This is a genomic window from Streptomyces sp. NPDC006544 (assembly GCF_040611715.1).
GTDB lineage: Bacteria > Actinomycetota > Actinomycetes > Streptomycetales > Streptomycetaceae > Streptomyces.
The window spans coordinates 18,707-42,719 of sequence record NZ_JBEXOV010000058.1; the positions used below are offsets into that span (position 1 = coordinate 18,707).

At 73.7% G+C, this 24,013-nt stretch carries 17 protein-coding genes; 9 read left to right on the forward strand and 8 right to left on the reverse strand.

Features of this window, described 5'->3' with window-relative positions; genetic code table 11:
• Positions 1-119: 119 nt before the first annotated feature.
• Positions 120-2,333: a SpoIIE family protein phosphatase gene (locus tag ABZY44_RS24620; protein WP_356657321.1), complete on the forward strand. Its 2,214-nt coding sequence runs from the start codon at positions 120-122 to the stop codon at positions 2,331-2,333.
• Positions 2,334-2,639: 306 nt separating this feature from the next.
• Positions 2,640-4,067 carry an APC family permease gene (locus ABZY44_RS24625; RefSeq protein WP_356657323.1) on the forward strand — a complete coding sequence of 476 codons (1,428 nt, stop codon included), beginning with the start codon at positions 2,640-2,642 and terminating at the stop codon, positions 4,065-4,067.
• 22 nt (positions 4,068-4,089) lie between these two features.
• Here the strand turns inward: ABZY44_RS24625 and ABZY44_RS24630 are convergent, their stop codons facing one another.
• Complete coding sequence (locus ABZY44_RS24630; RefSeq protein ID WP_356657325.1) at positions 4,090-5,124, reverse strand: NAD(P)-dependent alcohol dehydrogenase; 1,035 nt, start codon at positions 5,122-5,124, stop codon at positions 4,090-4,092.
• A gap of 120 nt (positions 5,125-5,244) precedes the next feature.
• Here ABZY44_RS24630 and ABZY44_RS24635 point away from each other — a divergent pair, with 120 nt between their 5' ends.
• Positions 5,245-6,096 (forward strand): helix-turn-helix transcriptional regulator, encoded by an 852-nt coding sequence (locus ABZY44_RS24635; RefSeq protein ID WP_356657327.1) that lies wholly within the window; start codon positions 5,245-5,247, stop codon positions 6,094-6,096.
• Between the two features lie 71 nt (positions 6,097-6,167).
• Here ABZY44_RS24635 and ABZY44_RS24640 read toward each other — a convergent pair whose 3' ends face one another.
• Together ABZY44_RS24640 and ABZY44_RS24645 are read right to left on the reverse strand one after the other, a co-directional pair.
• Positions 6,168-7,997 (reverse strand): glycoside hydrolase family 15 protein, encoded by a 1,830-nt coding sequence (locus tag ABZY44_RS24640; RefSeq protein ID WP_356657329.1) that lies wholly within the window; start codon positions 7,995-7,997, stop codon positions 6,168-6,170.
• Positions 7,998-8,109: 112 nt separating this feature from the next.
• On the reverse strand, positions 8,110-8,673 hold the full coding sequence (locus ABZY44_RS24645; RefSeq protein WP_356657331.1) for a DoxX family protein: 564 nt from the start codon (positions 8,671-8,673) through the stop codon (positions 8,110-8,112).
• Positions 8,674-8,833: 160 nt separating this feature from the next.
• On the opposite strand from ABZY44_RS24645, the gene ABZY44_RS24650 reads away from it, so the two are divergent.
• Positions 8,834-9,298 carry a MarR family transcriptional regulator gene (locus ABZY44_RS24650; RefSeq protein ID WP_356657333.1) on the forward strand — a complete coding sequence of 155 codons (465 nt, stop codon included), beginning with the start codon at positions 8,834-8,836 and terminating at the stop codon, positions 9,296-9,298.
• Positions 9,298-9,594 (forward strand): YkvA family protein, encoded by a 297-nt coding sequence (locus ABZY44_RS24655; protein ID WP_356657334.1) that lies wholly within the window; start codon positions 9,298-9,300, stop codon positions 9,592-9,594. The genes ABZY44_RS24650 and ABZY44_RS24655 overlap by 1 nt, the downstream gene beginning before the upstream one ends.
• 41 nt (positions 9,595-9,635) lie before the next feature.
• On the opposite strand, the gene ABZY44_RS24660 is transcribed toward ABZY44_RS24655, so the two are convergent.
• The 3 genes from ABZY44_RS24660 to ABZY44_RS24670 all read right to left on the reverse strand — a co-directional run bounded on the left by ABZY44_RS24660 (position 9,636) and on the right by ABZY44_RS24670 (position 14,266).
• The gene (locus ABZY44_RS24660) at positions 9,636-10,265 is read right to left on the reverse strand and encodes an alpha-ketoglutarate-dependent dioxygenase AlkB (protein ID WP_356657336.1); all 630 of its coding nucleotides are present in this window, start codon (positions 10,263-10,265) and stop codon (positions 9,636-9,638) included.
• A gap of 214 nt (positions 10,266-10,479) precedes the next feature.
• Entirely contained in the window at positions 10,480-13,644 is a 3,165-nt protein-coding gene (locus tag ABZY44_RS24665; protein ID WP_356657338.1) for a carbohydrate binding domain-containing protein, read from the reverse strand.
• 232 nt (positions 13,645-13,876) lie between these two features.
• The gene (locus ABZY44_RS24670; protein WP_356657340.1) at positions 13,877-14,266 is read right to left on the reverse strand and encodes a S4 domain-containing protein; all 390 of its coding nucleotides are present in this window, start codon (positions 14,264-14,266) and stop codon (positions 13,877-13,879) included.
• A gap of 135 nt (positions 14,267-14,401) precedes the next feature.
• On the opposite strand from ABZY44_RS24670, the gene ABZY44_RS24675 reads away from it, so the two are divergent.
• The 4 genes from ABZY44_RS24675 to ABZY44_RS24690 all read left to right on the forward strand — a co-directional run bounded on the left by ABZY44_RS24675 (position 14,402) and on the right by ABZY44_RS24690 (position 18,564).
• The gene (locus ABZY44_RS24675) at positions 14,402-14,797 is read left to right on the forward strand and encodes a helix-turn-helix transcriptional regulator (protein ID WP_356657342.1); all 396 of its coding nucleotides are present in this window, start codon (positions 14,402-14,404) and stop codon (positions 14,795-14,797) included.
• Between the two features lie 168 nt (positions 14,798-14,965).
• Positions 14,966-15,787, forward strand: coding sequence for a molybdate ABC transporter substrate-binding protein (modA, locus tag ABZY44_RS24680; protein WP_356657344.1), 822 nt, complete (start codon positions 14,966-14,968; stop codon positions 15,785-15,787).
• A gap of 182 nt (positions 15,788-15,969) precedes the next feature.
• A complete protein-coding gene (locus ABZY44_RS24685; RefSeq protein WP_356657346.1) occupies positions 15,970-17,976 on the forward strand; it encodes an ABC transporter permease in 2,007 nt (668 codons plus the stop codon).
• 69 nt (positions 17,977-18,045) lie between these two features.
• Positions 18,046-18,564, forward strand: coding sequence for an FBP domain-containing protein (locus tag ABZY44_RS24690; protein WP_356657348.1), 519 nt, complete (start codon positions 18,046-18,048; stop codon positions 18,562-18,564).
• On the opposite strand, the gene ABZY44_RS24695 is transcribed toward ABZY44_RS24690, so the two are convergent.
• Together ABZY44_RS24695 and ABZY44_RS24700 are read right to left on the reverse strand one after the other, a co-directional pair.
• Positions 18,536-21,421, reverse strand: coding sequence for a phosphodiester glycosidase family protein (locus ABZY44_RS24695; protein ID WP_356657350.1), 2,886 nt, complete (start codon positions 21,419-21,421; stop codon positions 18,536-18,538). The genes ABZY44_RS24690 and ABZY44_RS24695 overlap by 29 nt on opposite strands.
• 224 nt (positions 21,422-21,645) lie before the next feature.
• Positions 21,646-23,847, reverse strand: coding sequence for a SpoIIE family protein phosphatase (locus ABZY44_RS24700; protein WP_356657352.1), 2,202 nt, complete (start codon positions 23,845-23,847; stop codon positions 21,646-21,648).
• Positions 23,848-24,013 lie beyond the last annotated feature (166 nt).

Sequence of the window (24,013 nt, forward strand, 5' to 3'; positions counted from 1 at the left end):
GGCGCGCACCGCAGCGGGCAGGGACTCCCGGCCCGCAAAGGCCTCGCGGCGGGCAGGTGCCCGGCGACGGGAGGGCCTCGCGGTATGCGCGGGCACCGCGCGGGAGGCATCCTGGAGGGGTGACGGCGAGACCGGACATCGGCGGCTCCGTCACGGACGTCACGGCCCGGGTGCTCGCGCGGGCCGCTCTCGATGCCGTGCGGGCCGCCGGCGGGTACGCGGGCGGGGTCTACCTGCGCTCCGGGACCGAGGGACTGCTGCGGATGGCGTCCCTCACCGGGATCCCGGGGCGTCTGTTCCGCCCCTGGTGGCGGATGCACGTGAACCGCCCGTACCCGGTCGCCGAGGCGTACCGCTCCGGACAGCCGGTGCACCTGCCCGACGCGGAGTCCGCGGTGCGGCGCTACCCGCAGCTGATGGCCGGGCTGCCGTTCCCCTTCGGCTCGCTGTACGAACCCGTGTACCGCGGGTCGCTGCGCTACGGCGTCCTGGTGGTCCTGCGCCCGGCGACCCCCGGCCTCCCCGTCGCAACCGCAGACCGGGAACGGCTGCGCGCCGTCGCGGACCGGCTGGCCGGGCAACTGGAGGCGCTGGCCGCGGGCGGAGCCTCGGTGACCTGGGACGGAGACCCGGTGTGCGTACCCGGTCCCGATCCGGCGGGCGGGGCCTCCGGCGCCGTGGAGCGGCTGGACCTGGCCGTCCTGTCCGTGGACCGGCAGGGCGTGATCCGCTTCGTCAACTCCGCCGCCCGCGAGGCCGCAGGGACGCTGCTCGGAGCCGACGGCGGGGACGGAACCGAAGGGGCCGAGGGAGCCGAAGGGGCGGAACTCGGCGGGCGGCTGCTGTGGGAGGCCCTGCCGTGGCTCGGTCACCCGGCGTACGAGGACCACTTCCGGGCCGTGCTCCTGGCTCCCGAGCCGGTGCACTTCCGGGCCCGGCTCGGCCCGCGGCAGCCCGGCCGGTGGCTTTCGGTGGGCCTGCACCCCGGCGTCGACGGCTTCACCGTCACCTTCACGGCGACCGAAAGGCCCGCGTACGCGCCCGAGTCGGCGCTGCCTCCCGGCGCGGGACCCGGCGCGGCCGGCGCCCGTTCGACACCTCTGGGTTCGCCCGCCGACCGGGCATCGGCCCTGTACCGGCCGGTGGCCCTGGCGATCGCGCTGACCGAGGCGGTGACGGCCCGCCAGGTGTCGGCCGTGGTCACCGAGGAGCTCCTCCCGGCCTTCGGCGGACGCCAGTTGGCGATCTACCTGCTGAGCGAGGGGCATCTGCACCTCGCCTGGGAGACCGGCTTCCCGAAGGGATTCCTGGACGGGTTCGACGGGGTCGCCCTGGACGTCCGGCTGCCGGGCGTGGAGACCCTCACCTCGGGCCGGCCGCTGTTCTTCGAGTCGATGGAACACCTGGCCGCCGCCTACCCCGGGATCCCCCTGGACACCCACCACGGGGCCCGCGCCTTCCTCCCGCTGATCGCCTCCGGCAGGCCGGTCGGCTCGTGCATCCTCGGCTTCGACACCCCGCGCGATTTCAGCCAGGAGGAGCGCACGGTCCTCACGGCGCTGGCCGGGCTGATCGCGCAGGCCCTGGAACGGGCGAGGCGCTACGACAACGAGGCGGAGCTGGCCCGCGGCCTGCAGGCGGCGCTGCTGCCGCACCGGCTGCCGGAAGCGGAACACGTCGTGACGGTGGCCCGGTACCTGCCCGGCACCGCCGGGATGGACATCGGCGGCGACTGGTACGACGTGATCGACGCGGGCGGCGGGCTCCTGGCGCTGGTCATCGGGGACGTACAGGGCCACGGGGTGGCGGCCGCGGCCACCATGGGCCAGCTGCGCAGCGCCGTACGGGCCTTCACGCTCGGCGGCCGCATCTCTCCCGAGCAGGTGATGCACGGTACGAACCGGCTGCTCATCGACCTCGACCCGGGACAGTTCGCCAGCTGCTGCTACGTGCTGCTCGACCCGGCGACGGGCCGCGCCCTCGCCGTCCGGGCCGGCCATCCCCAGCCGCTGCTGCGACATCCGGACGGCCGGACCGAGGTACTGGACCTGCCGGGCGGAGTGGTCCTCGGCATCGACGCCGAAGCCGGATATCCGGTCACCGAATTCACGATCGAACCCGGGGCGGTGCTCGCCCTGTACACGGACGGGCTGGTGGAGATCCCGGGCACGGACATCGACGTGGGAGTGGAGCGGCTGCGGGCCGCGCTGGCGCTGGCCGGGGCCGCCCAGCTGACGGAGACGGCGGACCGGCTGGTCGGCGAGGCCGGGAACTCCACCGACCGGCCGGACGACATCGCGCTGCTGCTGGCCGCCCGCACGACGGCCCCGTAGAACGCGGCTCCGTCCGTCCGGTGTCCGTACGGCGGCAGGTCGGCAAAGCGGAGGAAAATTTACCCGCGGTCACCTGCGGTTATCGCAGGTGGTGATTGCGCAGCGTTGACGCGGCCCTGACGCCGCGAACAGCGGCCGGGACGGCCCGGGACGAGGGAATCCGCAGGTTTGCAGCTCTTGACCTGCGGATCTCGTGGAGCTTGCATGTCGGCTCGGGAGCACCGAACCGCTTGTGCCCACCACCGCCCCGGAGGCGATAACGCTCCCGCGCTCACTCCCCGCATCTGCCGATCGGAACACCGCACGATGACTGACACGATCAGCGCTCCTCAGGCCCTCTCCCCCGCCACCGGGCCCGTCCCGCACAAGCTCAAGCGTTCCATCGGTGTCGTCGGCGGGACGCTGCTCACGCTGTCGTGCGTGACGCCCGCCTCGACCCTCTTCGTCGTCGTGCCCGATCTCTTCTCCAGCCTCGGCACCTGGGCCGCGCTCACCATCGCCATCGGCTCCCTGCTCTGCATCGGCGTCGCGTTCTGCTACTCGGAGCTGGGCACCCTCATCCCCAGCGCCGGCGGCGAGTACGCGATGGTCTCCACCCTGTCCGGCCGGCTGGCGGGCTGGCTGGTGTTCGTACTGTCCCTCCTCGTCGTGATGATCGTGCCGCCCGTGATCGCGATGGGCACCGCCGACTACCTCGCCCCGGTGATCGACATACCCGCTCCCGCCGCGGGCGCCGGCGTGATGCTGCTCGCCACCCTCGCCGGTCTCCTCGATCTGCGGGCCAACGCCTGGATCACCGGCATCTTCCTCGTCCTGGAGGTCGTGGCGGCCGCGCTCGTCGCCGTACTCGGCTTCGCCCACAGCGAGCGGGGCGCCGACGCCCTCGTACACGGTTCGGTGGCCGCGCAGGGCGGCGGAACCTCGACCGTCACCGCGATGATGGTCGTCTCCGGTCTGGCCATCGCCCTGTTCATCACCCAGGGGTTCTCGACGGCCGTCTACCTCTCCGAGGAGTTGGAGAACCCCCGCCGCAACGTCCCGCGGACGGTCCTGTCCACCCTCGCCATCTCCACCGCCGTCATCCTGGTCCCGGTCATCGCCATCACCATGGGGGCCCCCGACCTGGACGCGCTCGCCTCCGGCGACCTCGGCGCGATGGTGACCGCCTGGTCCAACTCGGCCGTCGGCACCTTCGTGAGCCTCTGCGTGGCCCTCGCCATCGTCAACGCCGGCATCGTCATGGTGATCCAGAACTCCCGCGTGCTGTTCGCCTCCGCCCGTGACAAGGCCTGGCCCGCGCCGGTCAACACGGCGCTCTCCCGGCTCGGCCGCTTCGGCTCCCCCTGGGTGGCCACCCTGCTGGTCGGCGTTCCGGGTGCGGCGATGTGCTTCGTCAACCTCGACACCCTGTACGGGGTCACGGGCGTCTCGGTGACCGGGATGTACCTGCTCGTCGCGGTGGCCGCGCTGTTCAGCCGGCGCGGGGCGCACCGTGACACCGCGGCCTGGCGGATGCCGCTGTGGCCGGCCGTCCCGGTCCTGCTGATCCTGGTGTTCGCGTACATCCTGACCCAGCAGGAGACCCAGTACCTGCTGTGGACCGGCGGGATCACCGCCTTCGCCACCCTCTACTGGGCGCTGTACCTGCGTCCGCGCAAGGACAGCCGCTGGCTCGTCAGCATCCCGGTGGACGAGGAGAACCCGGCGGAGCAGCCGGCGGCCGCGGCCCTGTAGGGCCCGGAGGGACCCGTCCGGGTCAGTGCTCCATCCGGATCACCACCTTGCCGAACGGCGCGTCCCGGGCGTACCCGTGATAGGCCGCGTGCGCCTCTTCGAAGGGGTGCACGCGGCCGATCACCGGGTGCAGCCCGTGCGCGGTGATCGCGCTGTTCATCGACTCGAACTGCGTGCGGCTGCCGACGAACACGCGGCGTATCGTCGCGAGGCTCGCGGCGTACGCGGCGTGCGAGATCTCGATCCCCGGCTTCGAGGCACTGGCGGTGATCAGCAGGGAGATCTGCCCGTACAGCGAACTGGCCCGCACCGACTGGTCGATGGTGTCGGGGCCGCCCGTCTCCACCACCAGGTCGGCGCCGGCGCCCCCGGTCAGCTCCCTGACCTCGGAGCCCCATTCGGGGGTCCGCAGGTAGTTCACGACGGCATCGGCCCCGAGCGCCTTCAGCCGGTCCGCCTTCTCCTCGCTCGACGTCGTCGAGACGACCCGGCAGCCCAGCATCTTCGCGAACTGCACCGCGAAGAGCGCGACCGGGCCCGTGCCCAGCGTCAGTACGCTGCGTCCCGGCAGCGGCGGCCCGCCCTCCCCGCCGGTCAGCGCGTTCCAGGCGGTGACCGCCGCGCACGGCAGGGTTGCCGCCTCCTCCCACGTCAGGTGGTCCGGGACGCGCACCGCCCACTCCTCGTCCAGTACGGCGTACTCCGCGAGCATCCCGTCCAGCGTGCAGCCGGGCTGGTCCACCAGGGCCGCGGTGATGCGGCCGTCGCGCCAGCGCGGGAAGTAGGCGCAGGACACGCGGTCGCCGACCGCGAACCGGGTCACCGCCTCGCCCACGGCCACCACCTCGCCCGCACCGTCGCTGAGCGGGACCACCCCGGGTGCGCCGGGCAGCGGGTAGCGCTCGTGCAGGATCAGCAGATCGCGCTTGTTGAGGGAGGCGGCCCTGACGCGCACCACGATCCCGGTGGGTCCGGCGGGGGCCGGGCACGGGCCGCCGTCGTCCCGCAGGACGATGCCCTCGATCGTGCCGAACGTCTCCAGGTGGTACGCGCGCATCTTCGCCTCCGGGCCGGTCGTCTCACATCCGATGCCCCGGATGCTCGACCACCGGGACACGGGCGGCAATTCCCTCCGGGGAATCGGGGACTCCGCCCCGGGGGCGGCTAGAAAGGGCGCATGGCCGACACCGCTAGCCCCTCCGGCGCCGCAACCGTGCCCGGTGAACCGTCCCCGTTCGCCCGCGAGATGCGGCGGCGCCGCTCGCTGCGCCGGATGAGCCAGTTGGAGCTGGCCACCCTGGCCGGGACCACGCAGCGCCACCTCAGCTTCATCGAGAGCGGCCGCTCGGCGCCGGGCCGGGCGATGGTGGTGCGGCTGGCCGAATCGCTCGGCCTGACCCTGCGGGAGCGCAACTCCCTTCTTCTCAGCGCCGGTTACGCGCCCGTGTACGCGGAGTCGGCGCGGGACGCAGAGAGCATCGGGCCGGCCATGGAGGCGTTGCGGTCCATCCTGACCGGGCACCTCCCCTATCCGGCGGTGGTGGCCGGACCGCGGGGTGAACTGGTGCTGTCGAACGCCGCGTTCGGCGTCCTCACGGAGGGCGCGGCGGCGCATCTGCTCGAGCCGCCCGTGAACGTGCTGCGCCTCGCCCTGCACCCGGAGGGCATGGGGTCGCGCGTGGTGAACCTGGCGGCCTGGGGCCGACACGTCACGGAGAGCCTGCGGGCCCGCGCCGCCGCCCATCCGGATCCCGAACTCGACGCGCTGATTGCGGAGTTGACCGAGTACCTGCCGCCCGCCCGCCCGGCGGGGGCCCCGGGCGGGCACCTCGGCTTCGCCGTCCCGCTGCGGCTGCGCACCTCCGGCGGGGAGCTGCGGCTGCTGACCACGCTGACCTCCTTCGCGACCGCCGTCGACGTGACCCTGGCCGAGCTGCACCTGGAGGCCTTCCTGCCGGCGGACGCGGCGACCGGCGCTCTCCTGCGTCGGCGCGAGGAGCTCCGCGCGCGCGGCGGCCCTGGCCGCTGAGCCCGGCGCCGCGGGGCCTCGCCGGACCGCCACCGTCCGCCGGGCGGCGGCCGTCCGCGACCCGCCGACGGTTACCCCCGGTCCGCCGTCAGCCCGCCCGGCAGCCCGGCGCCGCCGAGCGTCAGCGCGGTGTTCACGAGGCCGACGTGACTGAACGCCTGCGGGAAGTTGCCGAGTTGGCGGCCGGCGACCGGGTCGTACTCCTCGGCGAGCAGCCCCACGTCGTTGCGTACGGCCAGCAGCCGCTCGAAGAGCTCCCGCGCCTCCTTCTCCCGGCCGGTCAGGTGCAGCGCGTCGGCCAGCCAGAAGGAGCAGGCGAGGAAGGCGCCTTCGTCGCCGGGCAGACCGTCCACGGACGGGCCCTCGGTGCTGTAGCGGCGGACGAAGCCGCTGCCCCCGAGCTCCGCGCGCACCGCGTCCACGGTGCCGATCACCCGGGGGTCGTCGGGCGGCAGGAAGCCGACGCGCGGGATGAGGAGGGTGGCCGCGTCGAGCTCGCGGGAGCCGTAGTACTGGGTGAAGGTGCCCCGCTCGGGGTCGTAGCCGTTCTCGCAGACGTCGTTGTGCACCTCGTCCCTTATGGCCCGCCAGCGCTCCACGTTGCCGGGCACGGAGGGATTGCGCTCCAGGGTGCGCACGGCCCGGTCGGCGGCGACCCAGGCCATCACCTTGGAGTGCGTGAAGTGGCGGCGCGGGCCGCGCACTTCCCACAGGCCCTCGTCGGGCCGGTGCCAGTTCTGCTCGAGGAAGTCGAGGAGCGCGAGCTGGATCTTCCACGCGTGCCACTCGGCGGGGAGGCCGGCGGAGCGGGCCAGGTACAGGGAGTCGAGGACCTCTCCGTACACGTCGAGCTGGAGCTGGTCGACGGCCGCGTTGCCGACCCGGACCGGCGCGGAGGACGCGTAGCCCTTCAGCCACGGCAGTTCGACCTCCGGAATGCGGCGTTCGCCGCCGATCCCGTACATGATCTGCAGGTCGGCCGGGTCTCCCGCGACGGCCCGCAGCAGCCACCGCCGCCACGCGCGGGCCTCGTCGAGGTATCCGGTGGCCAGCAGCGAGCCGAGCGTCAGGGTGGAGTCGCGGAGCCAGCAGTAGCGGTAGTCCCAGTTGCGGACGCCGCCGAGCTCCTCGGGCAGGGAGGTGGTCGCGGCGGCGGCGATCCCGCCGGTCGGGGCGTAGGTGAGGGCCTTGAGGGTGATCAGGGAGCGGGTCACGGCGTCCCGGTAGGGGCCGTCGTACGTGCACTGGGCGGTCCACTCCCGCCAGTCGGCGAGGGCTTGTTCCAGGGCTCCGTGCGGGTCCACGAGCTCCGGGCGCGGTTCGTGCGAGGGGTGCCAGGTGAGGACGAAGGCGACGCGCTCGCCGGCGGCGACGGTGAACTCGGAGCGCGTGCTCCTGTCCTCGCCCCAGGTCGGCACGGAAGGCTCGCTGCGCAGCCAGGCGGAGTCGGGTCCGGCGACGGCGACGCGGTCGCCCTCGCGGTCGTCGTCGCAGCGGCGCACCCACGGGACGACGTGTCCGTAGTCGAAGCGCAGGCGCAGGGTGCTCGTCACGACGGATTCACCGGTGAGGCCCTCGACGATCCGCATCACGTCGGGGGCGGTGTCGCGCTGGGGCATGAAGTCGATGACCTTGAACGAGCCGCCGTCCTCGGTCTCCCAGAAGGATTCGAGGACGAGCGTCCCGTCGACGTAGGCGCGGCGGGTGCAGTGCGCGGAGGCGTCGGCGCCGGCGGGGGCGATGCGCCAGTGGCCGTTCTCCTGGTCGCCGAGGAGGGCGGCGAAGCATGCGGCGGAGTCGAAGCGCGGCAGACACAGCCAGTCGATCGACCCGTCGCGGCCGACCAGTCCACTGGTCATCAGGTCGCCGATGAGTGCGTAGTCTTCGATGGGTTGCGTCATTCATCGCCCCTTCCCCTGCGCGCCCGGATCCAATCGAGCCGTACGGGTCGGCGCGTCCGGTCACCGGGCACGCCGGGGCGGCCCGGTTCCGTGCCCGGTGCGGTGCGGTGTGCTAGTTCCGTACGAGGAGCAGTGCGCCCGCGACGACCGCGCCGAGGGCGACGGCGAGGGCGCCGTGGGCGAGGCGGTGGCCGCGCAGGACGGGCAGGAAGCGGTCGGCGGCGTAGCGCCCGGGGCCTGTGAGGGCCAGGGTCGCGGCGCCGACGGTGAGCAGGATCTCGTACTCGACGCCCTGGGGGGCGAAGAACGAGCCGGCGCCGTGGACGGCGAGGGCGTTGATCATCGTGCCGACGACGGCCGCGCCGGCGAGCGGGGTGAGCAGTCCGGCGACGAGGCCGAGCCCGCCGAGGGTCTCGGTCAGGCCGGCGAGCACGGCCATGGCGTCGCCCGCCGGGTAGCCGCTGGCGGTGAAGAACTGCCCGGTGCCGCTGATACCGCCGCCGCCGAACCAGCCGAAGAGCTTCTGGCTGCCGTGGGCGGCCATGGTCAGGCCGAGGACCACGCGCAGGAGGAGCAGGCCCACGTCGTGGGCGGGGGTGGAGAGGGCCACGGCTGGGGCGTTCGGCGTGGCGGCGGGGACGGTGCGCGGGGTGACGGCGGGGCTGGAGCTGGTCATGGGGGGCCTTCCAGTCGTTCGGGCGGCGAGGCGGGCAGGGGGATGCGGGCGGGCGGCGCCGGAGGCACCGCCCGCGTGTTGTTCAAATTGGAACTACTCCGGAACCCTAACCTCCGTCCAGCGGTGATTCAAATTAGAACGACCCGTGTACGCTGAATCCATGGCTGAAACGAGATGGCTGGACGACCGCGAGATGCGCGCCTGGGAAGGCTTCCTGGCCGCGTCCGCCCTGGTGAACCGCCGCCTCGACCAGCAGCTCAAGGACGAATCCGGACTCTCGCACCCGCAGTACGAGATCCTCGTCCGGCTCGCCAGGGCGCCGGAGGGTGAGCTGCGCATGACGGAGCTCGCCAACGGGCTGATCAACTCCAAGAGCGGCCTGACCTACCAGGTCACCCAGATGGAGAAGGCGGGGCTGGTCCGCCGCCGCACCTGTCCCTCGGACGTCCGCGGGGTCTACGCCGTCCTCACCGAGGCCGGCCGCGCGCGATTGGCGGAGGCCGCACCGGGGCACGTGACCACTGTGAGGGAGGTACTCGTGGACGTACTCACCCGTGAACAGCTCGACGCGCTCGCCGACGGCCTCGGCGAGGTCGGCCGCCGACTACGGGAGCAGGGCACCTGATGGACGCGACGACGGCCTGGCTCATCGTGGGCACGGTGGTCGCGGCCGGCCTGGCGGTCACCGCGGCCGTACTCCTCGTACGGGTCTTCTCGGCCCGGCGGCTGCTGCGCGACGCGGGGATCCCGCTGCACGACAAGGCCCTGTTCTGGGCCGCCGTCGTGTACACCGTCTCGCCGGTGGACCTGATCCCCGACCCGGTCTACCTCGACGACATCGGCATCCTGCTCCTGGCGCTCCGCTCCCTGCACGCGGCGGCCTCGGCAGCCCGCACCCCTAAGGAACTCGACGCCGCGTAGGCGTATGGACCCGCAGGGGGCCGGCGCGGGCACGCGCCGGGTCAGCGGACGCCGTTCGGGCGGAACTGGACGCTGATGCGGGGGCCCACCGCGCGGGCCGTCTTGGGGATGGCGTGCTCCATCGTGCGCTGGCAGGATCCGCCCATGACCACCAGGTCGCCATGGCCCAGGGGAAGGCGCAGCAGGGTCGGGCCGCCGTCGCGGGGGCGCAGCGCCAGGTCGCGGGGGTCGCCGACCGACAGGATCGCCACCATGGTGTCCTCGGTGGCGGAGCGGCCGGTGCGGTCGCCGTGCCAGGCCACGCTGTCGCGGCCGTCGCGGTAGAGGCAGAGGCCGGCGGTGGCGAAGGGTTCGCCCAGGTCGGGCGCGTAGTGGACGGTCAGCGCGTCACGGGCCTGGACGAGCGCGGGGTGCGGCAGCGGGTCGGACGCGCCGTAGAAGGCGAGCAGGCGCGGCACGTCCACGGCCCGCTCGTACATCTGCCGCCGCTCGGCGTGCCACGGCACGTCCGCGGCGAGTCGCTCGAACAGGGCGTCCGCACCCGACAGCCAGCCCGGCAGGTGGTCCACCCAGGCCCCGGCGCCCAGCTCCGTGCGCCGCAGACCCGTCGGCGGGCCGAGCCGGATCTCGTCGCCCTGGTCGAAGAGGGAACCCTGGAGTGCGTGCTGCATGGGTCCAGCCTAACGCTTCACTCGAACATACGCTCGATACGAGACGGGCGGGAGACGGCGGGGTGCACCGCAGCGTGCCACTCGCCCCGATGCCACGCCGTCGACGACACGCCGGGCCGTCGGCTACACGCCCCACGACCTCCCGACGTCCGGCCCGTGGCCGTGGCCGGGGCCGCGGCCATGGCTCCGGCTCCGGAGCCGGTACTCGGCCCGGCTACTTCAGGTAGGGCCCGGCGGCGCCCACCTTGCCGGGAGCGGTGTTGCGGCCGCCGAGGTCCAGCACGTAGACCCGCAGGTTGCCCTTGCCGGGGGCGGCGACGGACAGCGTGCCGCCGGTGACGGTCTTCACGTCCCCGGTGACCGCGTCCTTGTACGTGCCGTTGGGGATGCCCGTGTACGAGGCGCCGCCGGTGACGGCGACCAGGGCGAAGCTGTCCTCGCCGGTGGCCGTGTCGGTGTAGCGGCGTTTGAAGGCCATGCCTCCCGAGATGCCCTCGGTCGAGTACTGCCCCATCTGGAGCGCAGGGACGGCGCGGCGGATCTCGTTCAGCCGCTGGAGGTGCTTGACGAGCGGCGACTCGAGGGTGGCGGCGACGGCTCCGGCGGCGGTGGCGACCTTGGAGAAGTCGGAGGCGGTGACCGACCCCGCGATCTTGTCCCCGTAGTAGGCGCGCCCCGTGCCGGCCAGCGGGCAGGTCGGGCCGCAGTCGATCTGCTTTCCGGCCTGGAACTCGATCTCGGAGCCGTAGTAGAGGGTCGGGATGCCGCGGAAGGTCCACATCAGGGCCATGTTCTCGGCCCAGGCGTCGGTGCCGCCGGCGTACCGCGTGGACGACTTGCCCGGACCGAAGTCGTGGCTGTCGACGTACACGACGTTGTAGGTCGCGTCGTTGTAGCTGTCGTCGGAGTCCTTGCCGTTCTGGAAGGCGTTGTTCGCGTCCCCGAAGTTCATGTGCATGCGCATGTCGATGACGTTCATGCCGGAGAACATGCTGTGGTCGGGGGCGTGGTAGAGGTTGCCGCTGAGGAAGGCGTTGGCGCTCGTCGGCTGCTCGGCCGGGTCGTTGTCGCCCGCGTACTGCTGGAGGGCGGCGGTCGCGTCGTCCGCGCTGTACGTCGTGGACTCCTTCCACGTGTAGTACTGGGCGGACTGGTTCGCCGAGCCGCGGTTCCACTTGTCGTTGACGAAGGAGCCGACCTCGCCGAACACGTAGAAGTCCTTCGCCTTCTGCGCCCCGAACTGCTGGGCCACGCGCTGTTGGATGGCGGGCAGGAAGCGCCGGTTCCAGGTGACGCGGGGGATGTGCACGGCCGTGTCGATGCGGAAGCCGTCCACGCCCATGTCGATGTACTTGTCGTAGGCGCCGACCAGGTAGTTCTGGACGGCAGGGTTCTCGGTGTTGAAGTCGGCGAGGTCCTCGTGGATCCAGCAGGAACGGGCGTCCTCACCTTCCCAGTTGCCGATCCAGCACTGATGGAACAGCGTCTTGGGGAACATGCCCGAAGTCGGGTTCGGCCACTGGCAGTTGTAGACCGTGTAGCCCTCGGCGCTCTTGTACGGGGTGGGCGCACCCCAGTTGACGCAGGTGTTCCCGGCCGGCTCGGCGGTCGACCACAGGTCTCCGTTGTAGTACGACTTGCCGCTCTTGGGGTCGACGGTGAGGCCGTCGTACGCGAAGCCGGACTGCTTCTCGTCGTAGTACCAGGACCACTGCGCGTCGCGCACGCCGTAGACGGTGGGGGTGAACAGGCCCTTGGCCCCCCAGCGGGAGCTGTGGTTGTAGACGACGTCCTGGTAGATCTTGATGCCCTTGGCGTGGGCGGCGTTGATCAGGTCCTGGTAGGAGGCACCGGCCGACTCCAGGCGCGGGTCGACCTTGTAGAAGTCGTAGCCGTGATAGCCGTGGTAGTCGTAGTCGGACCGGTTCAGCACGACCGGGGTGATCCAGATCGCGGAGAAGCCGAGGGCCTTGACGTAGTCCAGTTTCTCGACGAGTCCCTTGAAGTCCCCCCGGAACATCGGGTCGTCGGCGGCCGCGTTGCCCGACTTCACGTGCTGGCTGCCGCCGCGGTCGTTGGCGGTGTCGCCGTCGTTGAAGCGGGCGGTCAGCACGAAGTAGACCGGGTCCTTGCGGGGGTCGCCGCCCAGGGGCGCGGAGGCGGCCGGCGCCGGGGGCCGAGTGCCGGTGGTGGCGACGGCCGGGGCGGACCCGGCGGAGAGGTTCCCGGCCGCGTCCACGGCCTTCACCGTGTAGGTGTAGGCGGTGCGCTCCTCCAGGCCGGATTCGGTGAGGACGGTGGAGGTGGTGTCGGTGACGACGACGCCCTTGGCGCCGCCGGTGCGCGTCACCTGGTAGCCGCTGACGCCCCGGTCGTCCGTGGCGGCGTCCCAGGTGACCACGGTGGACACGTCCGTGGCGGCGGCCCGGACGAGGGCGGGCACGGTGGGGGCGGTGGTGTCGGGGACGACGGCGGCGCACGGGTCGGCGGCGTTCGCGGTGACCTTGGCGTCCTTCACCGTGGAGGGCCCGGGACCGAGGGCGTAGTTCTTGCCGTTGTTGTTGTCCCAGGTGCCGTTGCCGTTGTTGAAGGTCGCGGCAAGACCGGTGGCGGAACCGAGCGAAACCGTCTTCTTCACCCAGCCGGCGCAGGCCGGGTCCATGCCGGCGCCCGGGACGGCGGTCCAGGATCCGCCGGTCGGAGCCCAGTGCAGATTGACCGTCGGCCATCCGACCGTCGTGGTCGCGTAGTAGACGGTGGCGGTCGTTCCGGCGCCGGTACCGGTGCCCGGGTCGCCCGCACACGGGTCGCTGTGGGCCACGACCCCGTCCTTGACCGTGACCACGCCGGTTCCCAGGGCGTAGTTCCTCCCCCCGTTGTTGTCCCAGGTGCCCTGCCCGTTGTTGAAGGTGGCCTGGAGGCCTGCGGCGGCGGCGAGGCTGACCGTCTTCTTCACCCAGTCGGTACAGGCGGGTTCCATGCCGGTGCCGGGGACGGTCGTCCAGCTGCCGCCGTCGGGGGCCCAGTGCATGTCGTACGCGGCCCAGTTGCGGGTCTTGGTGTAGTAGAAGACCGTCGCCGAGCCGTCGGCGGCCGCCGTCGTGGCGGCCTGCGCCCCGGCGGCCGGGGAGACCTCGGCCGCGGCGGCCCCGGCGGCAGAGTTCCGGCGGCCGCCGGCAGCGCCGCCGCCAGGCAGCCCGCGAGGGCCAGGGCAACGGCCAGGGCCGTCGGGCGCCCTGCGCGCCCTGACCGCGTGCTCGGTCGCATGCTTGATCGTGTGCTTGATCGCGTGCTTGATCGCGTACGTGGTCTCACGGTCTGCTCCTCGAAGCGGGGCCCAACAGCCCAGCGGCTCCGCGGCATTGAAAACTTGCCGCAAGGTTTTGCGCGGAGGCTAGCGGCCCGTCACCAGTGCGTGAAGCCCTCGTGAACGACAGATTTCGCCCGCCGGCACGCCGGATCCAGCCAACAGGCCCCACTTGTCAGGAGAAGTTCAGCAATGTCTTGCAGAAATTTTCCGGCGAGTGCGGCGGCGCATGCCGAAGCCCGGTCGGCGGAAAGCCGGACCGGGCTTCGAATGTCACGCGGCGCACCCCGGCGCGGGGCGGGACCTAGCGGGTCCCCCGCAGGGTTTCGATCTCGCGGCGTTCACGCTTCGTCGGGCGGCCCGCGCCACGGTCGCGGATGCCGACCACCGCCGCCTCCACCGGCGTCGGCGGCGGCGGGCTGTTGTCGATCAGGCATTCCGCGGCCACCGGGGGGCCGACCCGCTTCGTCACCGGGCGGCGGACCACGACGATGCGCTCACGCCCGGCGTGGAAGAGCCGGACCTCGTCCCCGGCCCGCACCGACTGCGCCGGCTTCGCGCGCTCGCCGTTGACGCGCACGTGTCCCGCGCGGCACGCGGCGGCCGCGACCGCCCGCGTCTTCGTCAGCCGGACCGACCAGATCCACACGTCGACCCGAGCCGATCCCGTACCCGTGGTTCCCTCTTCAGCCATACCCCCGACTTTAGCGAGCCGGGCCCCGAGAAGCGGAAGCGGTTTTGTGGGTTGCGACAAACGCGACGGCATCTGCCAGATGGATCATCCCAACTAGATTGCACATGCCGCCCACCTGGCTCTACCTTGTCGCACATGCAGTCCTACACCATCGGTCAGGCGGCGCGCCTGCTGGGCGTCAGCCCGGACACCGCACGCCGTTGGGCCGACGCCGGCCGGGTCGCGACCCATCGCGACGAGGGCGGCCGCCGCCTCATCGACGGCCGCGCCCTGGCCGCCTTCTCCGTCGAGGTGGCCCAAGGGGGCCACACCGAGGACGGGGAGACCCACACCTCGGCGCGCAACGCCTTCCCGGGCATCGTCACCGCCGTCACGCTCGGGGACGTCGCCGCGCAGGTCGAGATCCAGGCCGGTCCCCACCGCCTGGTCTCCCTGCTCACCCGTGAGGCCGTCGAAGAGCTCGGCCTGGAGGTGGGCATGCGGGCCACCGCCCGCGTGAAGTCCACCAGCGTGCACATCGACCGCGTCTGAAACCACCGGCGCGCCGCGCCCGCGCACCCCGAAACCACCGCGCACCGCACTCCGTACCCCCGCTCGGTACGACGCGTCCCCACCCGCTCCGCCCGTCACCGGCGCGGTTCACCACCGCGCGGATCCGGCGCCAGGCCGGCCGCCGATCCGACCGAGGAGCACCTGCTCATGTCCGCGCTCCAGCCCCCGAACCGCCGCCGTACGGCCGCCCTCGCCGTGACCGCCGCCCTTCTCGTGCCGACGCTCGCCGCGTGCGGCAGCGGCGACGACCAGCAGAACGACGCCGTCGGCTCGCCGAGCGCCTCGACGGCGGCCGAGCCGAAGGCCGCGAACCTCACCGTGCTCGCCGCGTCCTCCCTCACCGACGTCTTCAAGACCGCCGGCGCCGCGTACGAGAAGGCGCACCCGGGCACGAAGATCACCTTCTCCTTCGCCGGTTCGCAGGAGCTCGCCGCGCAGGTCAAGCAGGGCGCTCCGGCCGACGCGCTGGTCACCGCCGACACCAAGACCATGGACTCTCTGAAGGCCGAGACCGGCGACCCCGCGGTCATCGCGAAGAACCGCCTGGTCATCGCGGCCGGCAAGGGCAATCCGTTCAAGGTCGGCGCCCTCAAGGACCTGGCCGACACCAAGATCAAGGTGGTGCTGGCCGCGCCCGAGGTCCCCGTGGGCCGCTACAGCAAGCAGATCCTCGACGCCCAGAAGATCGAGGTGAAGCCGGTCTCCCAGGAGCCCAACGTCCGCGCCGTGCTGAGCAAGGTCGAGATGGGCGAGGCCGACGCCGGCCTCGTCTACAAGACCGACACCGTGAAGTCCGGTGACAAGGTCGTCGTCGTGGACATCCCGGACGCCGAGAACGCCGTGGCCTCCTACCCGGCCGCCACGCTCAAGGGGTCGAAGAACGCCGGGGCCGCGGCCGCGTTCGTCGCGTGGCTGAGCTCCCCCGAGGCCCAGAGGATCCTCCAGGACGCCGGCTTCCAGAAGGCGTGACCCGCCGTCCGGTCCGCGCCGCGGAGAGGGACCGCCCGGTCCGGGGGGACGGGCGGTCCCTCTCCGCGTGTCCGCGCGTGTCCGCGCGTGTCCACCACGCCGCCGCACGCGCGCACCGCCCGACCGGCGCACACCGCACTACGCTTCACCCGCCGCCTCAGCTTTCCACCCAGGAACCCGATATGAGCACACTCCGCACCCGCCGCGCCCGGCCCCCCGTGGCCCTGGCGCTCCCCGCGCTGCTCGCCGTGGCGTTCCTGCTGATGCCGCTGATCGGCATCCTCGCCCGCACCCAGTGGGGCGAGGTCGGCGCGCACCTCACCAGCCCGGGTGTGGTGGAGGCGCTCAGACTCTCGCTGCTGGTGTCCCTGTGGGCCCTCGGCCTCTCCCTCCTCCTCGGGGTGCCGCTCGCCTGGCTGCTGGCCCGCGTCGAGTTCAGGGGCAAGGCGCTGGTGCGTTCGCTCGTCCTGCTCCCCATGGTGCTGCCGCCCACCGTCGGCGGTGTGGCCCTGCTCCTCGGTTTCGGCCGGCGCGGGCTGCTCGGCCCCTGGCTCGAGGGCACCTTCGGCCTCACCCTGCCCTTCCACACCTCCGGCGCGGTCGTCGCGGCCACGTTCGTCGCGATGCCGTTCCTCGTGATCAGTCTGGAAGGCGCGCTCGGCGGCCTCAAGCAGAGCTACGAGGAGACCGCGGCCTCCCTCGGTTCCACGCCGGTCCGGGTGTTCTTCACGGTGACGCTGCCGATGGTGGCCCCGGGACTGATCGCCGGAGCCGCCCTGACCTGGGCCAGGGCGCTCGGCGAGTTCGGTGCCACCATCACCTTCGCGGGCAACCTGCCGGGAACCACCCAGACCCTGCCGCTCCAGGTCTACCTGCTGCTCCAGGACGAGCCCGAAGCCGCCACCTCCGTCTCCCTCCTGCTGCTCGCGATCGCCATGGCCGTACTGATCGGCCTGCGCGGGAGGTGGACGGGGACTCCCCTCGCCGGCGAGACGGCCGAGCCGCCCGCCGTCCCCGAGAAGGTGCCCGCTCCGGACGGGCCACCCCGCCCGGCGGGCACCGCGGGCACCGCGGGCACCGCCGCAGGGCCCGGCCCAGCCGCCGGAGCCCCCTCTGCCGTCGTCCCGGTCCCCGTCCCCCCGGCCGACGGCGGGCGCTGGCCGCTGCACGCCACGCTCACCGGTTTCAACGCGCTCACCCTCGACGCCGAGCCCGGCACCACCATCGCCGTCGTCGGCGAGAACGGCGCCGGCAAGACCACCCTGCTGCGCGCCCTGCTCGGCCTGACCCCGCGTGCCCACGCGCGGCTCCGGCTCGGCGACACCGACGTGACCACGCTCTCACCGCACCAGCGGCAGGTCGCCTGGGTCCCCCAGGACGGCGCGCTGTTCCCACACCTGAGCGCCCTCTCCAACACCGCCTACGGGCTGCGCGCCCGCCGGGTGCCGCGCGCGCGGGCCCGCACCGAGGCCCAGGCCTGGCTGGACCGGCTCGGTGTCGGCCACCTCGCCCACCGCAAGCCCGCCGAACTCTCCGGCGGCCAGGCCCAGCGCGTGGCCCTGGCCCGCGCGCTGGCCGCCCGCCCCCGGCTCCTCCTGCTCGACGAGCCCCTCGCGGCCCTCGACCAGACGACCCGGGCCCACGTCCGGCACACCTTGCGCACGCACCTGGCCGGCTTCGGCGGAGTGTGCCTCATCGTCACGCACGACCCCGTCGAGGCGCTGTCGCTGGCCGACCGGGTCCTCGTACTCGCCGACGGGCGGACCCTGCAGGACGCGGCGCCCGCCGAGGTGACCCGGCATCCGCGCTCCCCGTGGGTGGCCCGGATGCTGGGACGCAACGCCTGGCCGGGCACGGCCTCGGCCGACGGACTGCTCCTGGCCGGCGGGGGCCGCCTGGTCGTCGCCGAGGCGCTGCCCGAGGGCGCGCAGGCGCTCGCGATCATCGCCCCGGAGGCGGTGTCGGTGCACCGGGACCGGCCGGGCGGCAGCCCCCGTAACGTCTGGCCCGGAACCGTGCGGGAGGTCACCTCGGTCGGCAGTCGGCTCCGGGTGCTGGTCGGTTCGCCTCAGGCGCCCGACCTGGTCGCGGAGATCACCCCGGAGGCTGCGGCCGAGCTGGGCATCGTCGACGGGGCCGAGGTGTGGACCAGTGTGAAGGCCACCGAGGTCACGCTCGTGCGCCTGTAGCCCGCCCGGCGCGGGCGCCGGTGAAATTCGGGTGCCCGGGGTCCGTATCGGCACGTAGCGTGGATTCCCATGGAACCGCTCACCGACCAACAGATCCGCTCGTCGTTCGTGAACTGCAGCAAGGGCGATGCGGCGCGTCTGAAGCTGCCGACCGATTTCGCCGAACTCCCCTGGCAGGACCTGGACTTCCTCGGCTGGGTGGACCCGGCGGCGCCGCTGCGCGCGCACCTCGTGCGGCCCGGCCCGGACGGCCCCCTCGGCATCGCGCTGCGGGTCCCCGCCGCGAACCGGGTGGGCGGCTTCAAGTCGAGCATCTGCCAGATCTGTCTGACCTCGCACACCGCCTCGGGCGTGACCCTCCTCGTCGCCCCGCTCGCGGGTGCCCGCGGCCGCGAGGGCAACACGATCGGCACCTACGTCTGCGCCGACCTCGCCTGCTCCCTCTACATCCGGGGCAAGCGCCAGCCGAAGCTGACGACCCGGGGCTACGAGGAGACGCTGACGGTGGACGAGAAGATCGCCCGCGCCCTGGCCAACCTCGACGCCTTCACCGCCCGGGTCACCGGCCGGACGGCGCAGGTGTCGTAGGCGGCAGCACGGAGAGCCAGTCCCCCGCGGCGAAGGCGTCGGCGCCGATCAGGGTGCGGCCGGTGCGCGGCGCCTCGAGGGTGAGGACCCCCTCGGTGCGGCCGGCCGCGAAGCGGGGGGCTCCGACGGTGACGACGGCGGCCCGCTTGCCGGTGGTACGCCGGAAATCCGCCAGGCAGCGCAGCCGCAGGACGGTCTCCTTGCGGTCCGCCGACCCGGGCGCGTACTGCTGTACGACGGCCAAGGCACCCGTGCCGGGCTCCCGGGCGGCGGCCTCGAGCGCGGCGCGCAGGGCCCGGATCCTGGCGAGGCCGCCGCCGTCGAGGGTGCGGCGCGAGGCGTCGAGCGGCAGGAACCGTACGCCGCGGTGGACGAAGGCGGGGCGGACCGTGCCGGTCAGGACGAGACCGGCGCCCGTTCCGGTCGGTGCCGTTCCGGTCGGTGCCGTGCCGGTCGGTGCGGCGGCCTCTACCGCGAACCGCCAGGGCCTGGAGCCCACTTCGGCGGCCGTGGCCACGATCGGATCCGGCGCGGCGGCGGGGCGCACGGACCCGGTGGGCGGGGTCCGGGCCGCCAGGGTGTCCAGCAGCAGCTTCGCCGGTCGCGGGCCCGCGACCGCGGAGAGCCCGGTCACGGTGAACGGCCGCTGCGCGGTCGTCGGCAGCGGAAGGCTGACCTCCCGCCAGCCGCTCCAGTCCACGGCCGGTCCGCGCAGGGTGGTGACTCTCCCGTCGCCGTCCGCGAGTTCCACGGCGGGCCGGGCTCCGGAGCCGTCGCCGTTGACCCAGAGGGAGAGCGAACGGGCCAGCTCCGGCACCCGGAGCGGCCGGGGCGGGGCTGCGGCGGCGGTCCGCGCGGCCTCGGCGGCGTCAGCTCCGGCGGCGGCGAGCGTGAGGGCGAGGCCCCGGCCCGGATGCCCGTCCCCCGGTCCGGCCCCGTGGCCGGTCCACCGGTCGGCATCCTCCAGATCGGCGAGCGGGCGGTCGGACAGCCCTACGCCCAGGGCCAGTTCGGCCGTGGTCGTGGTCGTGGTGCCGGCCGCGCTCGCGGTGCCCTCGGAGCCCGCCCTCCTCACTGCGCCCGCGGCGTCTCCTCGGACGGTGGCGCGCAGCTTTCCGGCAGCGCGCGGGACGCGGGCGGTCACGGTGAATCCGCCGCGGCCGTCGTCGGTGACGCTCCACTGCGAGCGATCGAACTCCAGTCGGACGTCCCGGGGTTCGACGACGGCTGCGGCGCCCTGCGCGTCGTACCCGGTCAGCACGAAGCGTGCGCTCTCCCCTTCCTCCGCGAGCCCGATCCGCTCCGGAGCGGCCCGGACCCGGGTCAGCGGGCCGAGGACGTCGAGGCGGAGCGTGCCGTGTGCCGTCCCGCGCCGGGCGTGCACGTCCACCGGGCCCGCGCCCAGCCCGCGCAGCACCCCGGGGGTGTCGATCCGGCCCCGGCCACCATCGGCGGACCACACGGGGGCGGACGACGCGGCCGGCCCGGGGACGGGGCCGAGGGCGGTGTCGTAGGGGATCGCCACGAGGGTGCGGTGCAGGCCGGGGAAGACCCGGCGCCCGGCCGGCGCGTCTCCCTCGCTCCCCCCACCTGCCCGGCCGGCGCCGACGGGTTCGATCCGGTATCCGGCGACCGGGCCCGAGCCCGCCGGGGCCGTCAGCACCAAGCCGTTGGGCACCGGGCGGAGGCGGCCGTCGGAGGGCGAGTTCTCCAGGGAAAGCGCCGCGGACCCCGTGAGGGCGGCGAGCAGGGTGGAGGAGCCGCCGCCGTCCAGGTTGAGGGCCTCGTGCGCGCCGAGCCGGTGCATCAGCCGGCCGAGCGCCGTCAGCGTCAGGCCCCCGCTGTCCGGTTGGCGGCCGTCCACGGTGACCAGGCGGAGCCGACGGCCGTCCCGGGAGAAGCCGACGGCGGTGCGCGGGGCGGCGGCGTTGTTCGGCTCGCCGTCGTGGTTCTGCGCAATCCCGGCCACGACGAGCGCCTCCCGGCCGCCGACCGCGCCGACCGGGACCGGTCCGCCCTCGGGTGCGGCGGCCCGGGCCGTGACGGCGACCGCGTCCCCGGGGCGCAGGGCGGCGAGCTCGGGCGCGGCGGCGCCGCCGGCGACCAGCAGCGTGGTGCCGGGTGCGGGGCGGTCCCGGCGCTCGGGGCGGCGTACCCCCGCGCCGTCGGCGGGCCGGACGGCCCCCCTGACGGCTGTGACGCGCCCGTCGCGCAGCTCCACCGCCGGTCCGAGGGCGGGGAGTGCGGCCGCCGGCCAGTCGGAGGTGTAGGCGGCGAAGCCTTCGGCGGGCGGCCTGGCCGTGTTGTGGCCGACAAGAGGCCGGACCGCTCCACCGGGCAGGACGACGCTCCCGTCGAGGGCGATGCGGAGCACCCGGCCGGCGCCGTCGGCGCCGAATCCGACGGCCCGGCCCGCGCCGGGCGAGGCCGCGTGCAGCAGCCGTCCGCCGGCGATGCCCGGGCCGAGGGGGGCGCCCGTACCCCGGATGTCGAAGAAGTCCCCGTTGGTGGCGGCCACCACGCGGCGGCCGCCACCGGCTCGGTGCCGGGCCGCGGCGTCGGCCACCGTGGCGACGCCCGGGCCGCCGGGGCTCAGGTAGGCGGCCCGCACCCCGGAGCGGGTGAGCTCGACGTCGAGTTCGTCGATGCGGAGCCACCGGTCGGCTTCCAGCCGGTCGTACGACTCCAGGCGGATCCCGGGGGCGACCTGGCGGGAGGTGCGGGCGGTCTCGACCCCCGCCGCGTCGCCGTCGCCGTCGGCCGCGGCGTGGGCCGCCGGGCCTGCGAGGACCATCGTGAGCAGGACGGACAGGAGGGTGAACGGGACCGGGGAGCGGCGCGGACGCGGGTTCGGCACCCCGGCAGGATCGGCCAGGTCACGACATATGAGCACATGAACACAGCGTGCGGCCGTGAACAATCAGCCATTCGCCCGCGGCCCGGCACGCCGTCTTGGGCCCGGCCCGGATGTCAGCGGGCCCTCTCCCTGTAAGCGCCCGCGCAGCCGGTCGAGGCCGGGCAACCCGGCCGCGTCCCCGCGCTGCGCTACGGCGGACGGGAACCGCGGCCCGCAGGCGGGCGCTACACGTCGGCGGCGGGCGTGTCGGGGGCCTCGGCCTGCGGTGCCTCGGCGTGAGGAGCCCCGGCCTGCGGTGCCTCGGTGTGAGGAGCATCCGCGTCGGGGGCCTCGCCGCCGGGGGCCTCGCCGTCGGGGGCGCGGCCCGGGACGGAGAACTCGCACCACACGCACTTCCCGCTCCCCCTCGGCTCCACGCCCCAGGCGTCCGCCAGCCGGTCCACCAGCATCAGACCCCGCCCCGACACCGCCCAGTCGCCCGCCTCCCGCCGCCGCGGCAGGGCGCTGCTGGTGTCCTCCACCTCGATCCGGATCCGGCCTTCGCCGGTCAGCCGCATGCTGATGTGGCCGACGCCCTCCGTGTGGACCAGGGCGTTGGTCATCAGCTCGTCCGCCGCCAGTTCGATCTCGTCGGCCTGGTCGAACGCGCCCCAGGCCGCGGCCGCCGCCCGGATCAGGTGGCGGGCCATCGACGGGGCGTGCGGGTCGCCGGGGGTCAGGCTGTGGCTCAGCGGGCCCCCGCCGCGCGCGGCGGGCGTGCCACGGCGGCGCAGCAGGAGCAGGGCCATGTCGTCCCCGCCGCCCGCGTCCCCGACCAGGTCGCACAGGACGTCGGCGAGCTCCTCCACGTCGACCGGGCCGTTGCGGACCGCTTCCATGAACTCCCGCATGCCGGTGTCGGAGTCACCGCCGGGCCGTTCGATCAGGCCGTCCGTGCAGAAGAGCAGGGTGTCGCCGGGATGCAGTTCGAGGCTGGCGACGGGATATCCGGAACCGCCGGAACGGCCGCCCTCCGGCGGTTCGCGCGCCGGCAGGCCCAGGGGCAGCCCGCCCGCCACCTGGACCCGGTGGCAGCTGCCGTCCCCGCGGCGCACCACCGGGTCGAGGTGTCCGGCGCGGACGAGCCGGGCCATGCCGGTGCCGAGGTCGATGTCGGCGTACGTGCAGGTGGCGAACCGGTCCGTCTGCAGTTCCCGGAGGAAGGCCGAGGCCCGCGCCATGGCCGTGCCGGGGGTGTGACCCTCGGAGATGTACGCGCGCAGCGCGATCCGCAGCTGTCCCATGACGGCGGCGGCGTCCGTGTCGTGCCCCTCCACATCGCCGATCATCACCCCGACGCGGTCCCCGCCGAGCGGGATGACGTCGTACCAGTCGCCGCCGATGTCCCGGCCCATCCGGGCGGCCCGGTACCGCACCGCGATCCGCGCCCCCGCCACCTCGGGGATCCGGCGCGGCAGCATGGCCCGCTGGAGGCCGTCCGCGAGATCGTGCTCCTGCTCGAAGAGGATGGCGCGCTGAAGGCTCTGCGCGATGCCGCTGCCCAGGGCCATCAGCACGTTCCGCTCCTCGGCGGTGAACTCCCCGTCCCACGTGTAGAGCAGTCCGAGCGCGCCGATGGGCCGGCCCTGGGCGATCAGCGGCAGGTAGACCCCGCTCTGCACGGCCAGCGGCTCGATGTAGGGCCACAGCTGGGGGAAGCGCTGCTGGAACTCCTCGCGGGAACCGACGTAGACGGGGCGCAGGTTGCGTACGGCCTCGCTCATCGGCAGTGCGGCGTCGATCCGCGTGTACTCGATCTCCGGCACGTACGAGCCGAGCTGCCCCTCGGCGACCAGATGGATCCGGGCGCCGTCGACGACGCCGAGCATGATGCTGACCGCGCCGAGATGCCCGAGCGCCTCGGGGTCCTTCAGGACGTCGGTGACGTCGTTGACGGTGCGGGCGTGCGCGAGGATCGCCGTGGTCCGCTCGACGACCCCGGTCAGCCGGCGCCGGCCCTCGTCCCGCTCCCCGCCCGCCCCGGGCTCGCCCGGGTCGTGGGCGGCGTCGCGGATGATGCCGATGATCCGGTACGGGCGGCCGCGCGGGTCCCGCAGGATGTGGCCCTGGATGTGGGTCCAGCCCCGGGAGCCGTCCCGGCGGCGGCTGCGGACGTAGGCCCCGTAGTGGCTGCGGCCGGCCTTGAGCGCCTGCGCGACCCGGGCGTCGAGCCGGGCCTCCTCGCCCGACGCCAGGCGGGGACGCAGGCCCGCGGAGGTGCCGGTGAACTCGTCGGGGCGCAGGTCGACGACCTCGAGAGCGGTGGCGTCCAGAAACATCTGCCCGCTGTCGAGGTCCCAGTCGAAGGTGCCCATGCGGTTGAGCGCGAGGCTCGTGTCCGGCCGGGCGGGCCACTCGACCTCGGGGATCACTCCCTCGTCGGCCACGTCTTCAGGATCTCACTCTTCGGCCGCCCGCGCCGGGTCCGCCGGGTCGCCGGCACTCCGTGCGGCCGCTCCACGAGGAAAAGGGACCTAAGTCCCCTTCTGTCGTGACCTTTACCGAAGAGGCGACTTGTCCGGTGTTGCGAAGATCGAACTGATCTTGATCATT

What these genes read in the sequence shown, in the direction of transcription:
- modA (WP_356657344.1), top strand. Translation starts at nt 14,966, where the DNA reads ATGTCCGCGCTCCAGCCCCCGAACCGCCGCCGTACGGCCGCCCTCGCC.
- ABZY44_RS24660 (WP_356657336.1), bottom strand. Translation starts at nt 10,265, where the DNA reads ATGCAGCACGCACTCCAGGGTTCCCTCTTCGACCAGGGCGACGAGATC.
- ABZY44_RS24675 (WP_356657342.1), top strand. Translation starts at nt 14,402, where the DNA reads ATGCAGTCCTACACCATCGGTCAGGCGGCGCGCCTGCTGGGCGTCAGC.
- ABZY44_RS24685 (WP_356657346.1), top strand. Translation starts at nt 15,970, where the DNA reads ATGAGCACACTCCGCACCCGCCGCGCCCGGCCCCCCGTGGCCCTGGCG.
- ABZY44_RS24635 (WP_356657327.1), top strand. Translation starts at nt 5,245, where the DNA reads ATGGCCGACACCGCTAGCCCCTCCGGCGCCGCAACCGTGCCCGGTGAA.
- ABZY44_RS24690 (WP_356657348.1), top strand. Translation starts at nt 18,046, where the DNA reads ATGGAACCGCTCACCGACCAACAGATCCGCTCGTCGTTCGTGAACTGC.
- ABZY44_RS24650 (WP_356657333.1), top strand. Translation starts at nt 8,834, where the DNA reads ATGGCTGAAACGAGATGGCTGGACGACCGCGAGATGCGCGCCTGGGAA.
- ABZY44_RS24625 (WP_356657323.1), top strand. Translation starts at nt 2,640, where the DNA reads ATGACTGACACGATCAGCGCTCCTCAGGCCCTCTCCCCCGCCACCGGG.
- ABZY44_RS24670 (WP_356657340.1), bottom strand. Translation starts at nt 14,266, where the DNA reads ATGGCTGAAGAGGGAACCACGGGTACGGGATCGGCTCGGGTCGACGTG.
- ABZY44_RS24630 (WP_356657325.1), bottom strand. Translation starts at nt 5,124, where the DNA reads ATGCGCGCGTACCACCTGGAGACGTTCGGCACGATCGAGGGCATCGTC.
- ABZY44_RS24640 (WP_356657329.1), bottom strand. Translation starts at nt 7,997, where the DNA reads ATGACGCAACCCATCGAAGACTACGCACTCATCGGCGACCTGATGACC.
- ABZY44_RS24655 (WP_356657334.1), top strand. Translation starts at nt 9,298, where the DNA reads ATGGACGCGACGACGGCCTGGCTCATCGTGGGCACGGTGGTCGCGGCC.
- ABZY44_RS24645 (WP_356657331.1), bottom strand. Translation starts at nt 8,673, where the DNA reads ATGACCAGCTCCAGCCCCGCCGTCACCCCGCGCACCGTCCCCGCCGCC.